Annotated in this window: 17 protein-coding genes and 1 tRNA gene; 8 read left to right on the forward strand and 10 right to left on the reverse strand. The window is 61.8% G+C overall.

From position 1 onward, the window contains the following. The first annotated feature begins 173 nt into the window (after window positions 1-173). A complete protein-coding gene (locus C5J26_RS17945; protein WP_105402973.1) occupies window positions 174-2315 on the forward strand; it encodes a sodium-translocating pyrophosphatase in 2142 nt (713 codons plus the stop codon). Between the two features lie 74 nt (window positions 2316-2389). On the opposite strand, the gene C5J26_RS17950 is transcribed toward C5J26_RS17945, so the two are convergent. Then, window positions 2390-2905, reverse strand: coding sequence for an outer membrane protein assembly factor BamE (locus C5J26_RS17950; RefSeq protein ID WP_037080654.1), 516 nt, complete (start codon window positions 2903-2905; stop codon window positions 2390-2392). A gap of 223 nt (window positions 2906-3128) precedes the next feature. Here C5J26_RS17950 and C5J26_RS17955 point away from each other — a divergent pair, with 223 nt between their 5' ends. The 7 genes from C5J26_RS17955 (at window position 3129) to C5J26_RS17985 (ending at window position 8149) form a co-directional block, all read left to right on the forward strand. After that, window positions 3129-3680, forward strand: a complete 552-nt coding sequence (locus C5J26_RS17955; protein WP_105402974.1) for a ubiquinol-cytochrome C chaperone family protein — start codon at window positions 3129-3131, stop codon at window positions 3678-3680. Between the two features lie 6 nt (window positions 3681-3686). Then, the gene (locus tag C5J26_RS17960) at window positions 3687-4253 is read left to right on the forward strand and encodes a DUF177 domain-containing protein (RefSeq protein ID WP_105402975.1); all 567 of its coding nucleotides are present in this window, start codon (window positions 3687-3689) and stop codon (window positions 4251-4253) included. A 153-nt stretch (window positions 4254-4406) separates the two neighbouring features. Beyond that, entirely contained in the window at window positions 4407-5453 is a 1047-nt protein-coding gene (gene plsX / locus C5J26_RS17965; RefSeq protein WP_105402976.1) for a phosphate acyltransferase PlsX, read from the forward strand. Window positions 5454-5473: 20 nt separating this feature from the next. Continuing rightward, on the forward strand, window positions 5474-6445 hold the full coding sequence (locus C5J26_RS17970) for a beta-ketoacyl-ACP synthase III (protein ID WP_105402977.1): 972 nt from the start codon (window positions 5474-5476) through the stop codon (window positions 6443-6445). A 121-nt stretch (window positions 6446-6566) separates the two neighbouring features. Next, window positions 6567-6905, forward strand: a complete 339-nt coding sequence (locus C5J26_RS17975; RefSeq protein ID WP_007770264.1) for an integration host factor subunit alpha — start codon at window positions 6567-6569, stop codon at window positions 6903-6905. A 155-nt stretch (window positions 6906-7060) separates the two neighbouring features. Next, complete coding sequence (locus C5J26_RS17980; protein WP_105402978.1) at window positions 7061-7594, forward strand: MerR family transcriptional regulator; 534 nt, start codon at window positions 7061-7063, stop codon at window positions 7592-7594. Window positions 7595-7693: 99 nt separating this feature from the next. Beyond that, a complete protein-coding gene (locus tag C5J26_RS17985) occupies window positions 7694-8149 on the forward strand; it encodes a BA14K family protein (protein WP_105402979.1) in 456 nt (151 codons plus the stop codon). Between the two features lie 129 nt (window positions 8150-8278). Here the strand turns inward: C5J26_RS17985 and C5J26_RS17990 are convergent. From C5J26_RS17990 to C5J26_RS18025, 9 genes are all read right to left on the reverse strand, one after another. Then, window positions 8279-8355 (reverse strand) — tRNA-Pro (locus C5J26_RS17990). Window positions 8356-8533: 178 nt separating this feature from the next. Then, window positions 8534-8857 (reverse strand): hypothetical protein, encoded by a 324-nt coding sequence (locus tag C5J26_RS17995; protein WP_046636537.1) that lies wholly within the window; start codon window positions 8855-8857, stop codon window positions 8534-8536. A gap of 182 nt (window positions 8858-9039) precedes the next feature. Further along, window positions 9040-9228 (reverse strand): hypothetical protein, encoded by a 189-nt coding sequence (locus C5J26_RS18000; RefSeq protein ID WP_105402980.1) that lies wholly within the window; start codon window positions 9226-9228, stop codon window positions 9040-9042. Window positions 9229-9332: 104 nt separating this feature from the next. Then, complete coding sequence (locus C5J26_RS32770) at window positions 9333-9482, reverse strand: hypothetical protein (RefSeq protein ID WP_172745890.1); 150 nt, start codon at window positions 9480-9482, stop codon at window positions 9333-9335. A 74-nt stretch (window positions 9483-9556) separates the two neighbouring features. Continuing rightward, window positions 9557-9805 (reverse strand): DNA-binding protein, encoded by a 249-nt coding sequence (locus C5J26_RS18005; RefSeq protein ID WP_172745892.1) that lies wholly within the window; start codon window positions 9803-9805, stop codon window positions 9557-9559. Between the two features lie 76 nt (window positions 9806-9881). Next, the gene (locus C5J26_RS18010; protein WP_105402982.1) at window positions 9882-11153 is read right to left on the reverse strand and encodes an O-antigen ligase; all 1272 of its coding nucleotides are present in this window, start codon (window positions 11151-11153) and stop codon (window positions 9882-9884) included. Continuing rightward, window positions 11150-12703: an undecaprenyl-phosphate glucose phosphotransferase gene (locus tag C5J26_RS18015; protein WP_105402983.1), complete on the reverse strand. Its 1554-nt coding sequence runs from the start codon at window positions 12701-12703 to the stop codon at window positions 11150-11152. The genes C5J26_RS18010 and C5J26_RS18015 overlap by 4 nt, the downstream gene beginning before the upstream one ends. Before the next feature lie 99 nt (window positions 12704-12802). Next, window positions 12803-13963 (reverse strand): glycosyltransferase family 4 protein, encoded by a 1161-nt coding sequence (locus C5J26_RS18020; protein ID WP_105402984.1) that lies wholly within the window; start codon window positions 13961-13963, stop codon window positions 12803-12805. 7 nt (window positions 13964-13970) lie between these two features. Further along, complete coding sequence (locus C5J26_RS18025; protein WP_172717254.1) at window positions 13971-14528, reverse strand: polysaccharide biosynthesis/export family protein; 558 nt, start codon at window positions 14526-14528, stop codon at window positions 13971-13973. Window positions 14529-14563 lie beyond the last annotated feature (35 nt).

The raw sequence follows: 14563 nt of genomic DNA on the forward strand, positions 1-14563 counted from the left end.
CTCCCGTCCGCGCAGGCGATCCCGGATTCCTTGGGAGGGGAGCGGTCGTCTGTGCGGGAATGCGCACTATGGAGTATTGCGGCGGTCTTTGCTCATCTCGTGGATGTGCGCCGTCGCAGGGGTGCACGGCCGGAGGGTATGGACCACCCGGCGCTAAGGGAGAGGAAAAGCGAATGACTGTAATTATGGGTGTGATCGTGTGCGGGTTGCTATCGATCATTTATGCCGTCTGGGCGACGCGTTCCGTGCTGGCTGCCGATCAGGGCAGTATCCGCATGCAGGAGATCGCCGGATATATCCGTGAAGGCGCACAGGCCTATCTGGCGCGCCAATACATGACCATTGCGATCGTCGGCGTCGTCGTAACCATTCTGGCCTGGGTGCTGCTGTCCGGCACCGCCGCGGTCGGCTTCGTCATCGGTGCCGTACTTTCGGGTGCAGCCGGGTTCATCGGCATGCACGTCTCGGTCCGCGCCAACGTGCGCACCGCCCAGGCTTCTTCCCAAAGCCTTGCGGCCGGTCTCGACATCGCTTTCAAATCCGGCGCCATCACCGGCATGCTGGTGGCAGGCCTCGCTCTCCTCGGCGTCTCGATTTATTACTGGATTCTGACGGCCGGTCTCGGCCATCCGAGCGGCTCGCGTGAAGTCATCGACGCGCTCGTCTCGCTCGGCTTCGGCGCTTCGCTGATCTCGATCTTCGCCCGTCTCGGCGGCGGCATCTTCACCAAGGGTGCGGACGTCGGCGGCGACCTCGTCGGCAAGGTGGAGGCCGGCATTCCGGAAGACGATCCGCGCAACCCCGCGACGATCGCCGACAACGTCGGCGACAATGTCGGCGATTGCGCCGGCATGGCAGCCGACCTTTTCGAAACCTACGCGGTCTCCGTCGTCGCCACCATGGTGCTTGCGGCGATCTTCTTTGCCGGCGCGCCGATCCTCGCGACCGTCATGGTTTATCCGCTGGCGATCTGCGGCGCCTGCATCATCACCTCGATCATCGGCACCTTCTTCGTCAAGCTCGGCTCCAACGGCTCGATCATGGGCGCTCTCTACAAGGGCCTGATCGTCACCGGCTTGCTGTCGATCGTCGGTCTCGCCATCGCCACCTCCCTGACCATCGGCTGGGGCACGATCGGCACCGTTGCGGGCAAGCCGATCACCGGCGCGAACCTGTTCATCTGCGGGCTGCTCGGCCTCGTGGTGACGGCGCTGATCGTCGTCATCACCGAATACTACACCGGTACCAACAAGCGCCCGGTAAACTCGATCGCCCAGGCCTCGGTGACGGGTCACGGCACCAACGTCATCCAGGGCCTCGCGGTCTCGCTGGAATCGACCGCCCTTCCGGCGATCGTCATCGTCGGCGGCATCATCGCCACCTACCAGTTCGCCGGCCTGTTCGGCACCGGCATCGCCGTCACCACCATGCTCGGCCTTGCCGGCATGATCGTGGCGCTCGATGCCTTCGGTCCGGTCACCGACAATGCCGGCGGCATCGCCGAAATGGCCCACCTGCCGCCGGAAGTGCGCAAGTCGACAGACGCGCTCGATGCTGTCGGCAACACCACCAAGGCAGTCACCAAGGGCTATGCGATCGGTTCTGCCGGCCTCGGCGCGCTGGTTCTGTTCGCCGCCTATTCCAACGATCTCAAATATTTCGTGGCAAACAGTGCCCAGTATCCGTATTTCAACGGCGTCGGCGAAATCGACTTCGACCTCTCCAACCCTTACGTCGTCGCCGGCCTGATCTTCGGGGGCCTCATCCCTTACCTGTTCGGCGGCATCGCGATGACCGCCGTCGGCCGCGCTGCGGGCTCGATCGTCGAGGAAGTGCGCAAGCAGTTCCGCGAAAAGCCGGGCATCATGGCGGGAACCGAAAAGCCTGACTATGGCCGCGCCGTCGACATCCTGACCCGGGCTGCGATCCGCGAGATGATCATTCCGTCGCTTCTGCCGGTTCTCGCCCCCATCGTCGTCTATTTCGGCGTCCTGCTGATCTCCGGCGGCGACAAGGCTTCGGCGTTTGCGGCCCTCGGCGCATCGCTGCTCGGTGTCATCGTCAACGGCCTGTTCGTGGCGATCTCCATGACCTCGGGCGGCGGCGCCTGGGACAATGCCAAGAAGAGCTTCGAGGACGGCTTCGTCGACAAGGACGGCACCCGCCACATGAAGGGTTCCGAAGCCCACAAGGCATCGGTCACCGGTGATACCGTCGGCGATCCCTACAAGGATACGGCAGGCCCTGCCGTCAACCCGGCGATCAAGATCACCAATATCGTGGCGCTTCTGCTGCTGGCGGTTCTTGCAGGCTGATATCCGGCCCGAACGTGAAATAAAAAAGCCCGCGGGGAGCGATCCCCGCGGGCTTTTTGTTCCGTTCGAGGTGCTTACCTGCCGAAGTTCGACAGGATGCTGCGGGCTGCTGCCCCACCGGCACCGGAACCGCCTGAAAGCAGCTGCTGCAGGAAGGTGAGGTCGCGGCCGCCGGTCGGCGTCGTGCGCGAAATCGTGTCGAACACCTTGCCGTCCTGCATCGTATAGTTGGCGCGGCGTGCGACGACGCCGTCCTTGTCGAAATAGATCGCGAGCACCGTCTGATCGACGATCTTCGGCTTCATGAAAGCCGCAGCGCGCGTGCGTTTCTGCGAGATGTAATAGAACACCTCGGTATCGAAGGTTGCCGTCGTCGAGGGTGTGCCCATCGTCAGCAGCACCTGCTCGCGGCTCGACCCGACCGGAATAAGCTCCAGCGACTTCTGGTCGACCACGTAGCCGTTATACATGGTGTCGCCGATCTGCATGGACGTGCAACCCGAGACAGCGATGGATGCGACGACCATTGCCATCGCGGTTTTACTCAAGAATGTCATCTCGTATCCGAAAACCCGCTTGTTCAACGGCATCCCCCAAACTCAACCTGCCCCTGCTGACCCTACCATTGTGGCTATTCAGGGACATAAGATCGATCCCGACCTGATGTTAAGGCCGCGAAGATCCCACCCCGTTCGCTGATCCGGCGGAACGGCATTGCAATTCGTGCATGCTTCGGTAAACCAGCTTTCGTTTCCATGCAACATGGCCGGTGGCAGGCCAGGGCGTTCCTGGAGGCAAATAACGGGAATTCAGATGATCTTCGGCCTTTTCAAGAAGAAAAACCAGAACCAGGCGATCGTTGACCGCCAGTATTCGACCTTGACGTCGTTGGCGCGCGTTCCGTTCTTCTATAGCGATCTTGACGTACCGGACACGGTCATGGGCCGTTTCGAGATGCTTTCGATCGTGATGATCCTGTTTTTCAGGCGCACCGCAAAGTCCGATTCGAGTGGTCAGGAACTGGCTCAGGAGATCGTCGACGCGTTTTTTCAGGATATCGACCATTCGATCCGCGAACTCGGCATTGGCGACCAGAGCGTGCCGAAACGCATGAAAAAGCTGGCCGGCATGTTCTATGGCCGGGTGGAGACCTATGCTGCCGCTCTCGAAGACAAGGACCGCGAGGCGCTTGCCGCAGCCCTTAGCCGGAATATCTATCCGAAGACGGAGGATGGGCCTGGGATGCGAGGGCTGGCGGACTGGATGATTGTTGCGGAGACGGCGCTCGCCGGCATTCCCGAAGATGAGATTTCGCGCGGCCACGCGGTTCTGCCCCTGCCGGGCCTGCTGCCGCGAGAAGAGTGAGGTTTGATGAAGAACGATAGTGGCGCAGGCGAAAAGCCTCCCTTTTCCTATCCCGTCAAGGTCGGGAATATTTCCGCGAACGCGGTGACGGTGAAGCTCGAAGCCGATGCGCGCGAACTCGAGGGCCTGGCAAAGCTGTGGCAGGTCGTTTCGGTCGGTTCGCTGAAAGCAGAACTGCAGATCGCCCGGTGGAAGAAGGACGGCGTGCGTCTCAAGGGGCGCGTGAAGGCTGATATCGTCCAGTCCTCGGTCGTCACGCTCGAACCTGTCGCATCGAAGATAGACGAAGAGTTCGAGCAGATCTTCGTGCCTGAGGGATCGAAGCTCGCGCGGATCGTCACCAGCGATACCGCGGAGATGGTCATCGATCCCGATGGGCCCGATCTTCCCGAAATGTTCATCGGCGACACGATCGATGTCGGCGAAGTGGTGGCCGAGTTCGCGGCACTTGCGATCGATGCCTATCCGCGCGAACCGGGCGCCGAGTTTGCCGATCACCTGGAAACCGACGCGGATGAAAAGTCCGGGCGCCCCAATCCCTTTGCCGTCCTCAAGGACTGGAAAAAGGATTGAGGACGGGTTGTAAGCGACAGCAAAAACTATATTTTGGCCACGAATTCGCCGGCACGGCCCCGCATGAGGAGCGAAGGGCCGTTGGAGACGTTAGGACTGGCGCATGGTTCCCCCACAGGGTATGCGTTCGGCGAAGATAAGGATCAGGGACGAGTGATCAGAATTTCTATCGATGCCATGGGCGGCGATTTTGGTCCCGAGGTCGTCATTGCCGGTGCTGCCAAGGCACTGGAACGCCACCCGGATGTGACCTTCCTCATCTATGGGCTGAAGGCTGAGTGCGAGCCGGTCCTGGCAAAATATCCGAAGCTGCGGGATAAGTCCGTCTTCTACGAATGCGAACTTGCCGTCAGCATGGAGGAGAAGCCGAGTGCAGCGCTTCGCCGCGGCCGTTACATCTCCACCATGTGGCGTTCGATCGAGGCCGTAAAGCTCGGCGAGGCCGAGGTCGTGGTTTCCGCCGGCAATACCGGCGCCCTGATGGCGATGGCAAAATTCTGTCTGCGCACCATGGCCAACATCGAGCGCCCGGCGATCGCCGGCATCTGGCCGACCCTCAAGGGCGAAAGCATCGTGCTTGATATCGGCGCGACGATCGGTGCCGACGCTCAGCAGCTCCTCGATTTCGGGATCATGGGCGGCGCCATGGCGCGCTCGCTTTTCGAGGTGGACCGGCCGACCGTCGGACTTTTGAACGTCGGCGTCGAAGAGGTGAAGGGCCAGGAAGAGGTCAAGGAGGCCGGGCGGCTGATCCGCGAGGCAAACCTGCCGACGATCGCCTATCACGGTTTCGTCGAGGGTGACGACATCGGCAAGGGCACCGTCGATGTGGTGGTGACCGAAGGCTTTACCGGCAATATCGCGCTGAAGGCGGCGGAGGGCACGGCCCGGCAGATCGCCACGCTCCTGCGCGAATCGATGTCGCGCACGCTGCTGGCCAGGATCGGTTATCTTCTTGCCAAGCCCGCCTTCGACAGGCTGCGTGAGAAGATGGACCCGAACAAGGTCAACGGCGGCGTGTTCCTGGGCTTGAACGGCATCGTCATCAAGAGCCATGGCAGTGCCAATGCCGACGGCTTTGCTGCCGCGATCGATGTCGGTTATGACATGGCACGCAACGATCTCAACGCGAAGATCCGGCAGGATCTCGCAATTTACCATGCGCGTCGCCAGCCGCCGGCTGGCCCCGAAGCGGCATGACGACAGGATGTGAGTTAAGAATGATCCGTTCAGTGGTTCGCGGTTACGGGGCAGCGCTCCCGAAGCGGGTGGTGACCAATCGCGAGTTGGAAGACATCGTCGAGACCTCCGACGAATGGATCGTGCAGCGCACGGGCATTCGTCAGCGTTATCTCGCCGGCGACGGCGAGACGACCGCGTCTCTCGGCGAGCAGGCGGCTCGTGCGGCGCTCGAAAACGCCGGGCTGACGCCGGATGACATCGATCTCGTGCTGGTCGCGACCTCGACGCCCGACAACACCTTCCCCGCGACCGCCGTCAATATCCAGAACCGGCTGGGCATGACCCACGGCTACGCCTTCGACCTGCAGGCGGTCTGCACCGGCTTCGTTTATGCAATGGCGACCGCTGATCTGCACATTCGCGGCGGTATGGCGAAGCGTGTCCTGGTGATCGGCGCCGAGACCTTTTCCCGCATCCTCGACTGGAAGGACCGCACCACCTGCGTGCTTTTCGGCGACGGCGCAGGCGCGCTGGTGCTCGAAGCGGCGGAAGGCGAGGGGACGATCGCCGATCGTGGCGTGCTGACCGCGCACCTGCGTTCCGACGGCTCCCACAAGGACAAGCTCTACGTCGATGGCGGCCCGTCGAGCACGGGCACGGTCGGGCACCTGCGCATGGAGGGCCGCGAGGTCTTCAAACATGCGGTCGGCATGATCGCCGACGTGATCGACAGCGCGTTCGCGGCGACCGGCACGACGGCGGACGATCTCGACTGGCTGGTGCCGCACCAGGCCAATCGCCGCATCATCGACGGATCGGCGAAGAAACTCGGCATTCCTTTGGAAAAGGTCGTCGTGACGGTCGATCTGCATGGTAATACCTCGGCTGCATCGATTCCTTTGGCACTTTCGGTTGCCGCCTCCGACGGGCGCATCAAGAAGGGCGATCTGGTGATGCTCGAAGCCATGGGCGGCGGTTTTACGTGGGGCGCATTGCTGGTCCGCTGGTAGGGCGGCAACGATCGGCCGAAACGTAAATAAGCGATTGAGCACAGGTGCTTGACCCTCGCGCTCAAGCAAAATACTCTCTATCGGCTTTGATAAGATCAATTTCGAAAATTGGGCGGGGATCATGGCCGGCAAGACAGTAACACGCGCGGATCTGGCGGAATCGGTTTTCCGCAAGGTCGGACTTTCGCGGACGGAATCGGCCGAGCTCGTTGAGACGGTCATTGACGAAATATGCAATGCGATCGTCCGGGGCGAGGTGGTCAAGCTTTCCTCCTTCGCAACCTTCCAGGTGCGCTCCAAGAACGAGCGCATCGGCCGCAATCCGAAGACCGGCGAGGAAGTGCCGATCTCTCCGCGCCGGGTGATGACGTTCAAGGCCTCCAACGTGCTGAAGAGCCGTATCCTCAAGGCGCATACGGCGCGCAAGGCGAAACTGAAGCCGGCAAGCCCGGTGGCGTGAAGTCCGCGACCTTTTCCGCAATCCTGTGAACATGCTTGAATCTCTCGGCTTAAACCGTTGAGATATGTCCGATTCGGCGCATAATTCGCCCATGTATCGGAGGCTATGAGTCTGCCCTTGGGGGCATGGGCAGCCTGCCGTTTGGAGTATGAACTTTGGAGAAGAGCCCGGACGCCTTTCGTACGATCAGCGAGGTCGCCGACGACCTCGACCTGCCGCAGCATGTGCTGCGCTTCTGGGAAACGCGTTTCCCGCAGATCCGGCCGATGAAGCGCGGCGGCGGGCGGCGTTATTACCGGCCTGAGGACGTCGATCTCCTGAAGGGCATCCGCCACCTGCTCTACGATCACGGCTACACCATAAAGGGCGTACAGAAGCTTCTGAAGACGAACGGCAACAAGTTCGTCTCTGCGATTGCCTCAGGCGACCTCGCCACGATGGAAGCGATCATGGCGGCAAACAGCGAGAAGCAGACCGAGCCGAAGATCAGCACGGCCGAAGAGGATCAGATCGTCGGCCGCCCCAAGGTGAAGCCGAGCGGCCGCTTTTTCGGGTTCGGCACCTCCCACGAGGACGACATGGAAGTGTCGATCGGCAAGTCCAGCATCGGCAAGGAAGACCGTGCCTTGCTGCAGGAAGCGCTCTTCGACCTCCTAGAATGCAAGCGCCTCTTGGATCAGGTTCGCTAACTCAACACACGCCAACGTTAAGCAAAATTTACCATTCACCTCTGGTTCAGGAGAAATGGAGGATCATTTCTTCATAAGGAAAATCAGAGGAGGTGAATTATGAAAAAAAAGCTCGCCGTCGCCGTTCTGTCCCTGATTACGGCTTTTAGCGGCGTCGCCCCCGCCCAGGCGTTTCCGTCGATCAGCGCACCGCGCATCGAGAGATCCCAGGACATCCAGCAGGTGCAATATTACTGGCGCGACCGTGACCGCTGGGAAGGGCGTCGTTATTACCGCGACCGCTATTATGGTGACCGGCATTACCGCCGCCACCGCCGTGGCCCGGATGCCGGTGCGATCATCGGGGGGCTTGCACTTGGCGCGATCATCGGCGGAGCACTGGCCCAGCCGCGCTACACACCGAGATACGCACCGCGCTATTACCCGCCTCGGCGTTATGTGGGCGGCAATTCGCACGTGAACTGGTGTTATGCCCGCTACCGGTCCTACAGGGCCTATGACAACACGTTCCAGCCCTATTACGGCCCGCGCCAGCAGTGCTATTCGCCCTACTGATATCCGTCGTGGAACCGATGAAAGCCTTAAGCCCGCCCTGCCAATCCGGTGGGGTGGGTAGATCGCGTGGGGAAGTCCCGGTTCTCGGAAAAGGCTTTTGATCTGACTGAGATTTCAAGGGGATTTAATTGGTCGGGGCGGCCGGATTTGAACCGACGACCCCTTGACCCCCAGTCAAGTGCGCTACCGGGCTGCGCTACGCCCCGACCTGCTCAATGAGCATGTTTTCCCTAGTCGCTCCGCTATCGCGGCGCAAGCTCAAAATCCTTCGATCGGAAGAAAAAGAGGATGGCCGGTATGAGAATGTGCTGGGGAACATAAAAGCCGCTCCCAAGTTTAGGCGCGGCTTTCGCGGTCAATGGAGCGGTCAGCCCCTGCGACAGGTCAGATTTCCGGGCAGCCGCGGCGGTTTGCAAACGTGATGCGATCCGGTCCGTTGCGCGTGAAGCCTTCGACGGTGACGCTTCGGCTCGTCACTCGGACGACCTGGGCGTCGCGAAAGCCTTCGTCGCGGGCTGCGGCACGCGCTTCACCAGGGCTACAGCCGCGGCGATCGTAATCGCGGTCCCGGTCGCGGATCATCGGCCGCACGCCATCTGGTCCGACGCGCAGTTGGATATCCTGTGCGGAAGCGGGAAGGGAGAAGGCGCCGATGGCGCCCAACGAAAGGGCAACTGCAAGCCCGGCGTTCGAAATCAGTCTGATCATGGTTATCCTCCTTCTGCGCGGCGGTTTGACCACCTGGGCGCCTAATTGGTTCACGAGAGACCAACTAGAAGAGGATGACAAAGGTTCCGGTGAAGGGGAGTTTGGATGTAACCGACGTTACACATGCTCTCGACTTCGGTATCGGAAGCCGGACAAAGATTGGACGGGATATCTGGACGCGTCTAGCGGAAACGCGGCGCGCGGCTCGCATTCATCAGCAGTTCCTGCTGGGACGCAAACGGCCCGAGAAGCTTCAGCAGGCGGGTTTCTTCTCCACGATCAAGACGATAACGTTTGGCGAATTCGGCAACGCTCCAGACTTTCTTCAAGCCTTTACTGTCGATCTCGTCGAGATTCATATGCGTGGTCATAAGTATCCCCTTTTCTTGCTTATTTGAAACTAAACTCACATGGTGAATTTTGTTCAGGACAACTCTGAGCTTCTATCGTTAATAATGTATCCTCTAGCGACCCCTCACTTCTCTTGGACTTTTATACCATTCTGGCCGATGCTGAGTTCGATGCCCTTCGGCTTGGTTTCTTCGCGATAGACGTAAAAACCGAGGCCGATAACGGCGACAAGCAACGCGCCGATAATGAGATAGAGATTGTTGGTGCGTGTCATGCGTGACCCCCTGCATATCGTCTGAAGGCGGGAAACGCGTGAGATCTCAAAGAGTTCCCGCGCTGCAGCGATTTTCAGTCGTCGTTTGCGGCGTTGAGGTTCTGGGGGCGGATTCCCTCGTCCTGGAACTGCTGGCGTAGCCTGAGACCCGGCCCGGCGCCGGCATCGTCCTGTCCGGCACCGAGGAACAACACGCCCTTCGACTCGAAGATCGAACGGAGCCGATCGGTGATACCGGCATTTGCGAAGACCTGCGAGGCCTCGGCTTCTTCGATCGCGGATTTGGAGAGCCCGGACGCGGCGGCGAGTTCCTCCACCGTCATTCCTGTCATCGCGCGTGCGGCGCGGAGTTGCGAGACCGTCAGCATAGTAGGAAATCTGGAGCGCCGGACCTTAAAGTCAAGCGGTCCTGGCGGCGGGCGAGGGGGATCGCCGCTGCGACCGGACGAAACGGTGTTCCAGCGCCATGCAGCCCCAGACGATGCCGAGCAGGAGGTAGAAATGCCGCCAGTGGTCGGTGTCGATGACGTTTCCAATGATCGCATGGCCCAATATCATCACCCAGGCGACCATCAGATAGGCCTGCCACGGGCGTTCGCGCAGCATGTAGCGGAAGCCGAACCACAGCGTCGACCAGATCATGATCTGATAGGTGATCGCGCCGAGCCAGCCATAGGTGGTCAGCGTCTTCAGCCATATATTGTGCTCGTCCTCGCCAAAGATCTTGCCGAAGGCCATCGGGCCTAGCCCGAGCGGCCGTTCCATGGCCATCAGGAAACCGATCTTGTGACGCTCGAAACGGCCAAGCCGGGCGCCGTCATAGTCCTGCACCAGCTTGGCGCGGTTCGTGAACAGGTCGGAGACCTGCGGGAACTGCAGCGCGATCGCCAGCGCGAGGACAAGGAAGATCGCGGCTCCGCCGGCGATCGCCAGGATCTTGAACCGGAAGGCGGTGGTACGCTCCTTGAGGAGCATGACGATCACCAGAGCGATGCCGGCAAATATGAGAAGGCCCCAGGCGGCGCGCGAGAAGGAGAGGAAGATGCCGAGCGCCAGGACGAGGATGCCGGCGATCAGCAGCGGCGCCTTCATCAGCGATCCGGTGAGCAACCGGTAGAGAAGGTAGAGGAGGGGGGCGACGAGATAGGGACCGAAGACGTTCGGATCCTGGAAGGCGCCCATGGCGCGATTGTAGCGGGTGAACACATGCGAGCCCGGAAAGGCGTTGAAATAGCCGAGAACGCCAAGCAGCGAGGTGATGATTGCCGCCGCCACCCAGGCCTTGAAGATCAGGTTGAGGCGCCGGTGGTCGTTCTCGATGATCGCTGCATAGAAGACCGAACTCAGGGCCAGGAAGGTGGAGACGGCGAAATACATCGGCGCCTCGCTCATGTCCTTCATGACGAACATGGAGAACAGGCCGCTCATGTTGAACGTCAGCAGCATCACGAGAAGCGGCGCGACGGTGCGCGATATCTTCAGGCCGAGCAGGAACCAGATGCCGATCTGGATCACCATGATCAGTTCGTAAGGGGCAGGCTCGGAAATGACGAAGCCGGACAGGAAGACGCCAAAGGCGATCAGGCCGGAACCGGCCAGCTTCATAGCGGCAAGGCGGCCGTCGAAACCCGTTGGGTGGCCGCCTGGCCGGCTATAGTCGAGCGTGCTCAATAGGCGTTGTCCGTGTTGAGCAGCCGGATCGGCGTCAGGAACAGGATCTTGAGGTCGAAGAGCAGCGACCAGTTCTCGATATAGTCGAGGTCGTAGGCCGTGCGGGCACGGATCTTCTCGTCGCTGTCGAGTTCGCCGCGCAAGCCGTTGATCTGCGCCCAGCCGGTGACGCCCGGCTTGACGCGGTGGCGGGCGAAGTAGCTCTCAACCACGTCGACATATTTGCGCGTTCCCGTCTGGGCGAGCACCGCATGCGGGCGCGGGCCGACGAGCGAAAGCTGGCCGCGCAGCACGTTGAACAGCTGCGGCAGTTCGTCGATCGAGGATTTGCGCAGGAAACGGCCGACCGGGGTGACACGCGGGTCGCCCTTGGTGACGGCCTTGACCGCCGTCTGGTCGCTGAGGTCGGTGTACATCGAACGGAACTTCAGGACGTCGATGATTTCGTTGTTGAAGCCGTGGCGCTTCTGGCGGAACAGGATCGGCCCCTTCGAGGTCGCCTTCACGGCGATTGCCGCGGCCAGCATGATCGGCCAGGTAAGGAGGAGGCCGACCACCGAAAAGACGATGTCGAAGACGCGCTTGGCGACCGAGTCCCAGTCGCGGATCGGCTTGTCGAAAATGTCGAACATCGGCACGGCGCCCACATGCGAATAGGAGCGGGGGCGGAAACGCAGGCGATTGGCGTGGGCGGCAAGGCGGATATCGACCGGCAGCACCCAGAGCTTGCGAAGCAGCTGCAGGATGCGGGCCTCGGCGGTCGCCGGCAGCGCGATGATCAGCATGTCGATGCGGGCGAGGCGGGCGAACTCGATGAGTTCCGCAAAGGTTCCGAGCTTCGGATAGCCGGCGACGACGGTCGGCGAACGTTCGCTGTTGCGGTCGTCGAAAATGCCGCAGATGCGGATGTCGTTGTCGGGTTGCTGTTCGAGCTGGCGGACGAGCTGTTTCGCCGGTTCACCGCCACCAACGATGATGGCGCGGCGTTCCATCACGCCATTGCGACCCCAGTGACGGATGGCAAAGGCCGTGAGCTGCCGTTCGAGGAACAGGAAAGAGGCGCCGGTGACCAACCAGGCGAAAAGGCCGGCAAGCGGATAGGGCTTGGGTTCAACCAGATAGAGGGTCGAGGCGGTCAGCAGGAAACCGATCGTCCAGCCGACGAAGACCCGCTTGGCGGCGCGCGAGGCGCCGCGCAGCGACGGAATCTGATAGGTGTCGGCCACCTGCAGAAGCAGGACCGTGAGTGTCGAGCCCCAGGCGACAAGCGCGAAACGGGCGAGAAAGGCGCTAAGATCGATCGGCGCGAAAAGCGCCCCGACACCAAGTCCGATCGCGAGCATGGCCACGAGCTCGAACAGCCGGAACAGGCCGATCAGCATCGTCGGCGAATAGCTGTCGTTGCGGAACTGCTCGGCGATCTGGCGGGCAAACGGATTGAGCACCGTGGCATTCGCCGGATCGTGCTTTTCGTCGGCTGCACGGAGTTCCGAAACCTTCTTGCGAAGGCTTTCGACATCGAACTGCTCGGACTTGTTCGGCTGGTTCATGGACCGATCCCTTTGGTCTTCCGGGCCCGGCGGCGTTGGAAGCCCCGGCGACACTGGAAGCAATGGGAAACGCTTACCAAAAAGAGGTGAAGGAAGCCTTTAGCCGCGCCCCGGATCCGGCTTGGAACCTGTCAGGTCTTGATACAGTCCGAGCATCTCGCGGGCCATGACCGAGGCGGAAAACACCGCCTTGAAGGCTTCCGGTTTCGGCATCACCGCATCCTGCCAGCCGGGCGTCGTGACCGCTTGCGTCATGACGCGGGCGAGATCCGCGGCGTCGCCGGGAATGGCAAGGGCTGCACTGGTGTCGCCGAGCACTTCGGGGATGCCGCCGACCCTCGAGGCGATGACCGGCTTGCCGGCCGCCAGCGCCTCGAGCACGATATAGGGCATCGCCTCCGCACGGGAGGGGACGACGACGATCTTCGCCATGGCGAACGCGTCGCGCGCCGGCATGGCCGGCTTCATCTGGATGCGCCGGCCAAGCCCGCGCTCGGCCATCATCGCCTCGTAGCGGTCGCGATCCGGGCCGTCGCCGACCATCAGGGCCGAAAGCGGATGACCGACCGCCCTTTCGGTGCGGGCGAAGGCGTCGATGAAGACGTCCGGTCCCTTGAGGTCGCGCAGCATGCCGATATAGAGGAAATGCGGTGCCGCCGGGTCGGTGGCAATCGGCTCGAACTCGGCATCCTTGATGCCGTTGTAGATTACCCGCGACACCTTGCGCGGCTTACCGACCTTGGCCTCGTAGGTGCGCCGCTCGTAGTCGCAGACGAAGACGAGCGCGTCGCCGAAATGCTCCTGGAAACGTTCCAGCCGCAGCACGGCCTGGCCGGAAAGGCTCGACCGGCTGAAATGCAGGCTGCCGCCATGCGGCGAATAGAGGCGGGCTACGCGATACCTGTTGACCCGCAGGGCTGAGCCGATCAGCCGGGCAATGGCGCCACCCTTGGCGCCGTGCCCGTGCAAGATGTCCGGCTGCAAGCTCTTGATATGTTTGTAACTCCTGTAGATGGCCGCGAAATCGGAAGGGGCGATCGCGCGGCGCATCGGAATGCGGGTGAGGCCGAGCGAAAGCAGCGGCCTTATGCTGTCGAACAGCCGGTCCTCATGCGCTCCACCGGTCGAACTGTCGCACAGGATGCCGACTTCGTGGCCGGCGGCCCGATGCTCCTCGACGAGATCGCGCACATGGCGGAAGATCCCGCCGACGGGCGACCTGAAGCAGTGGAGTATCCGCAAGGGAGGGCTCTCCGCCATGGACCGGTCAGAACAGCCGCTCGCGGACGTAGATCGTGTCGCCGGCAAGCACCGTGGAAGAGATGACGGTGCGGCCGGTGATCACCTGGCCGTTGATCTTGCGGGTGACGTCGACATCGCGCTGGTTGCCGCGGGAAGTGAAGCCGCCGGCGATCGCGATCGCGTTCTGGGCGGTCATCCCCGGCACGTAGGAATATTGCCCGGGGCGGCCGACTTCGCCCATGACGAAGACGGGACGATAGCGGTCGATCTCGGCGGTAACGTCCGGATCGCGCAGGTAACCCTGCTTGAGACGGGAAGCGATCGAGCCTTCCAGCGCCGGCAGCGTCTGGCCGCGGGCAGCCACCTGGCCGATCAGCGGGAAGGCGATGTAACCGGCCTGGTCGACCGTATAGGTATTGGTGAGGCCGGGCTGCTCGAAGACACTGACGCGCAGCCGGTCGCCGCTATCCAGCCTGTACGGCTGCATGGCTGCCTGCTGGAAGCTTTTCGGGGCGGGCGCGTAGCTCGTGCAGCCGGCAAGCGCCGTCGCAGCGAGGGCTAACGCCAGCACCTGTTTGGCCATCACGCGTTTGAAAGGGGCGAAGGACATTTCCGCGG

This window comes from Neorhizobium sp. T7_12, from assembly GCF_002968535.1.
In the GTDB taxonomy this organism is placed as follows: Bacteria; Pseudomonadota; Alphaproteobacteria; order Rhizobiales; family Rhizobiaceae; genus Neorhizobium; species Neorhizobium tomejilense.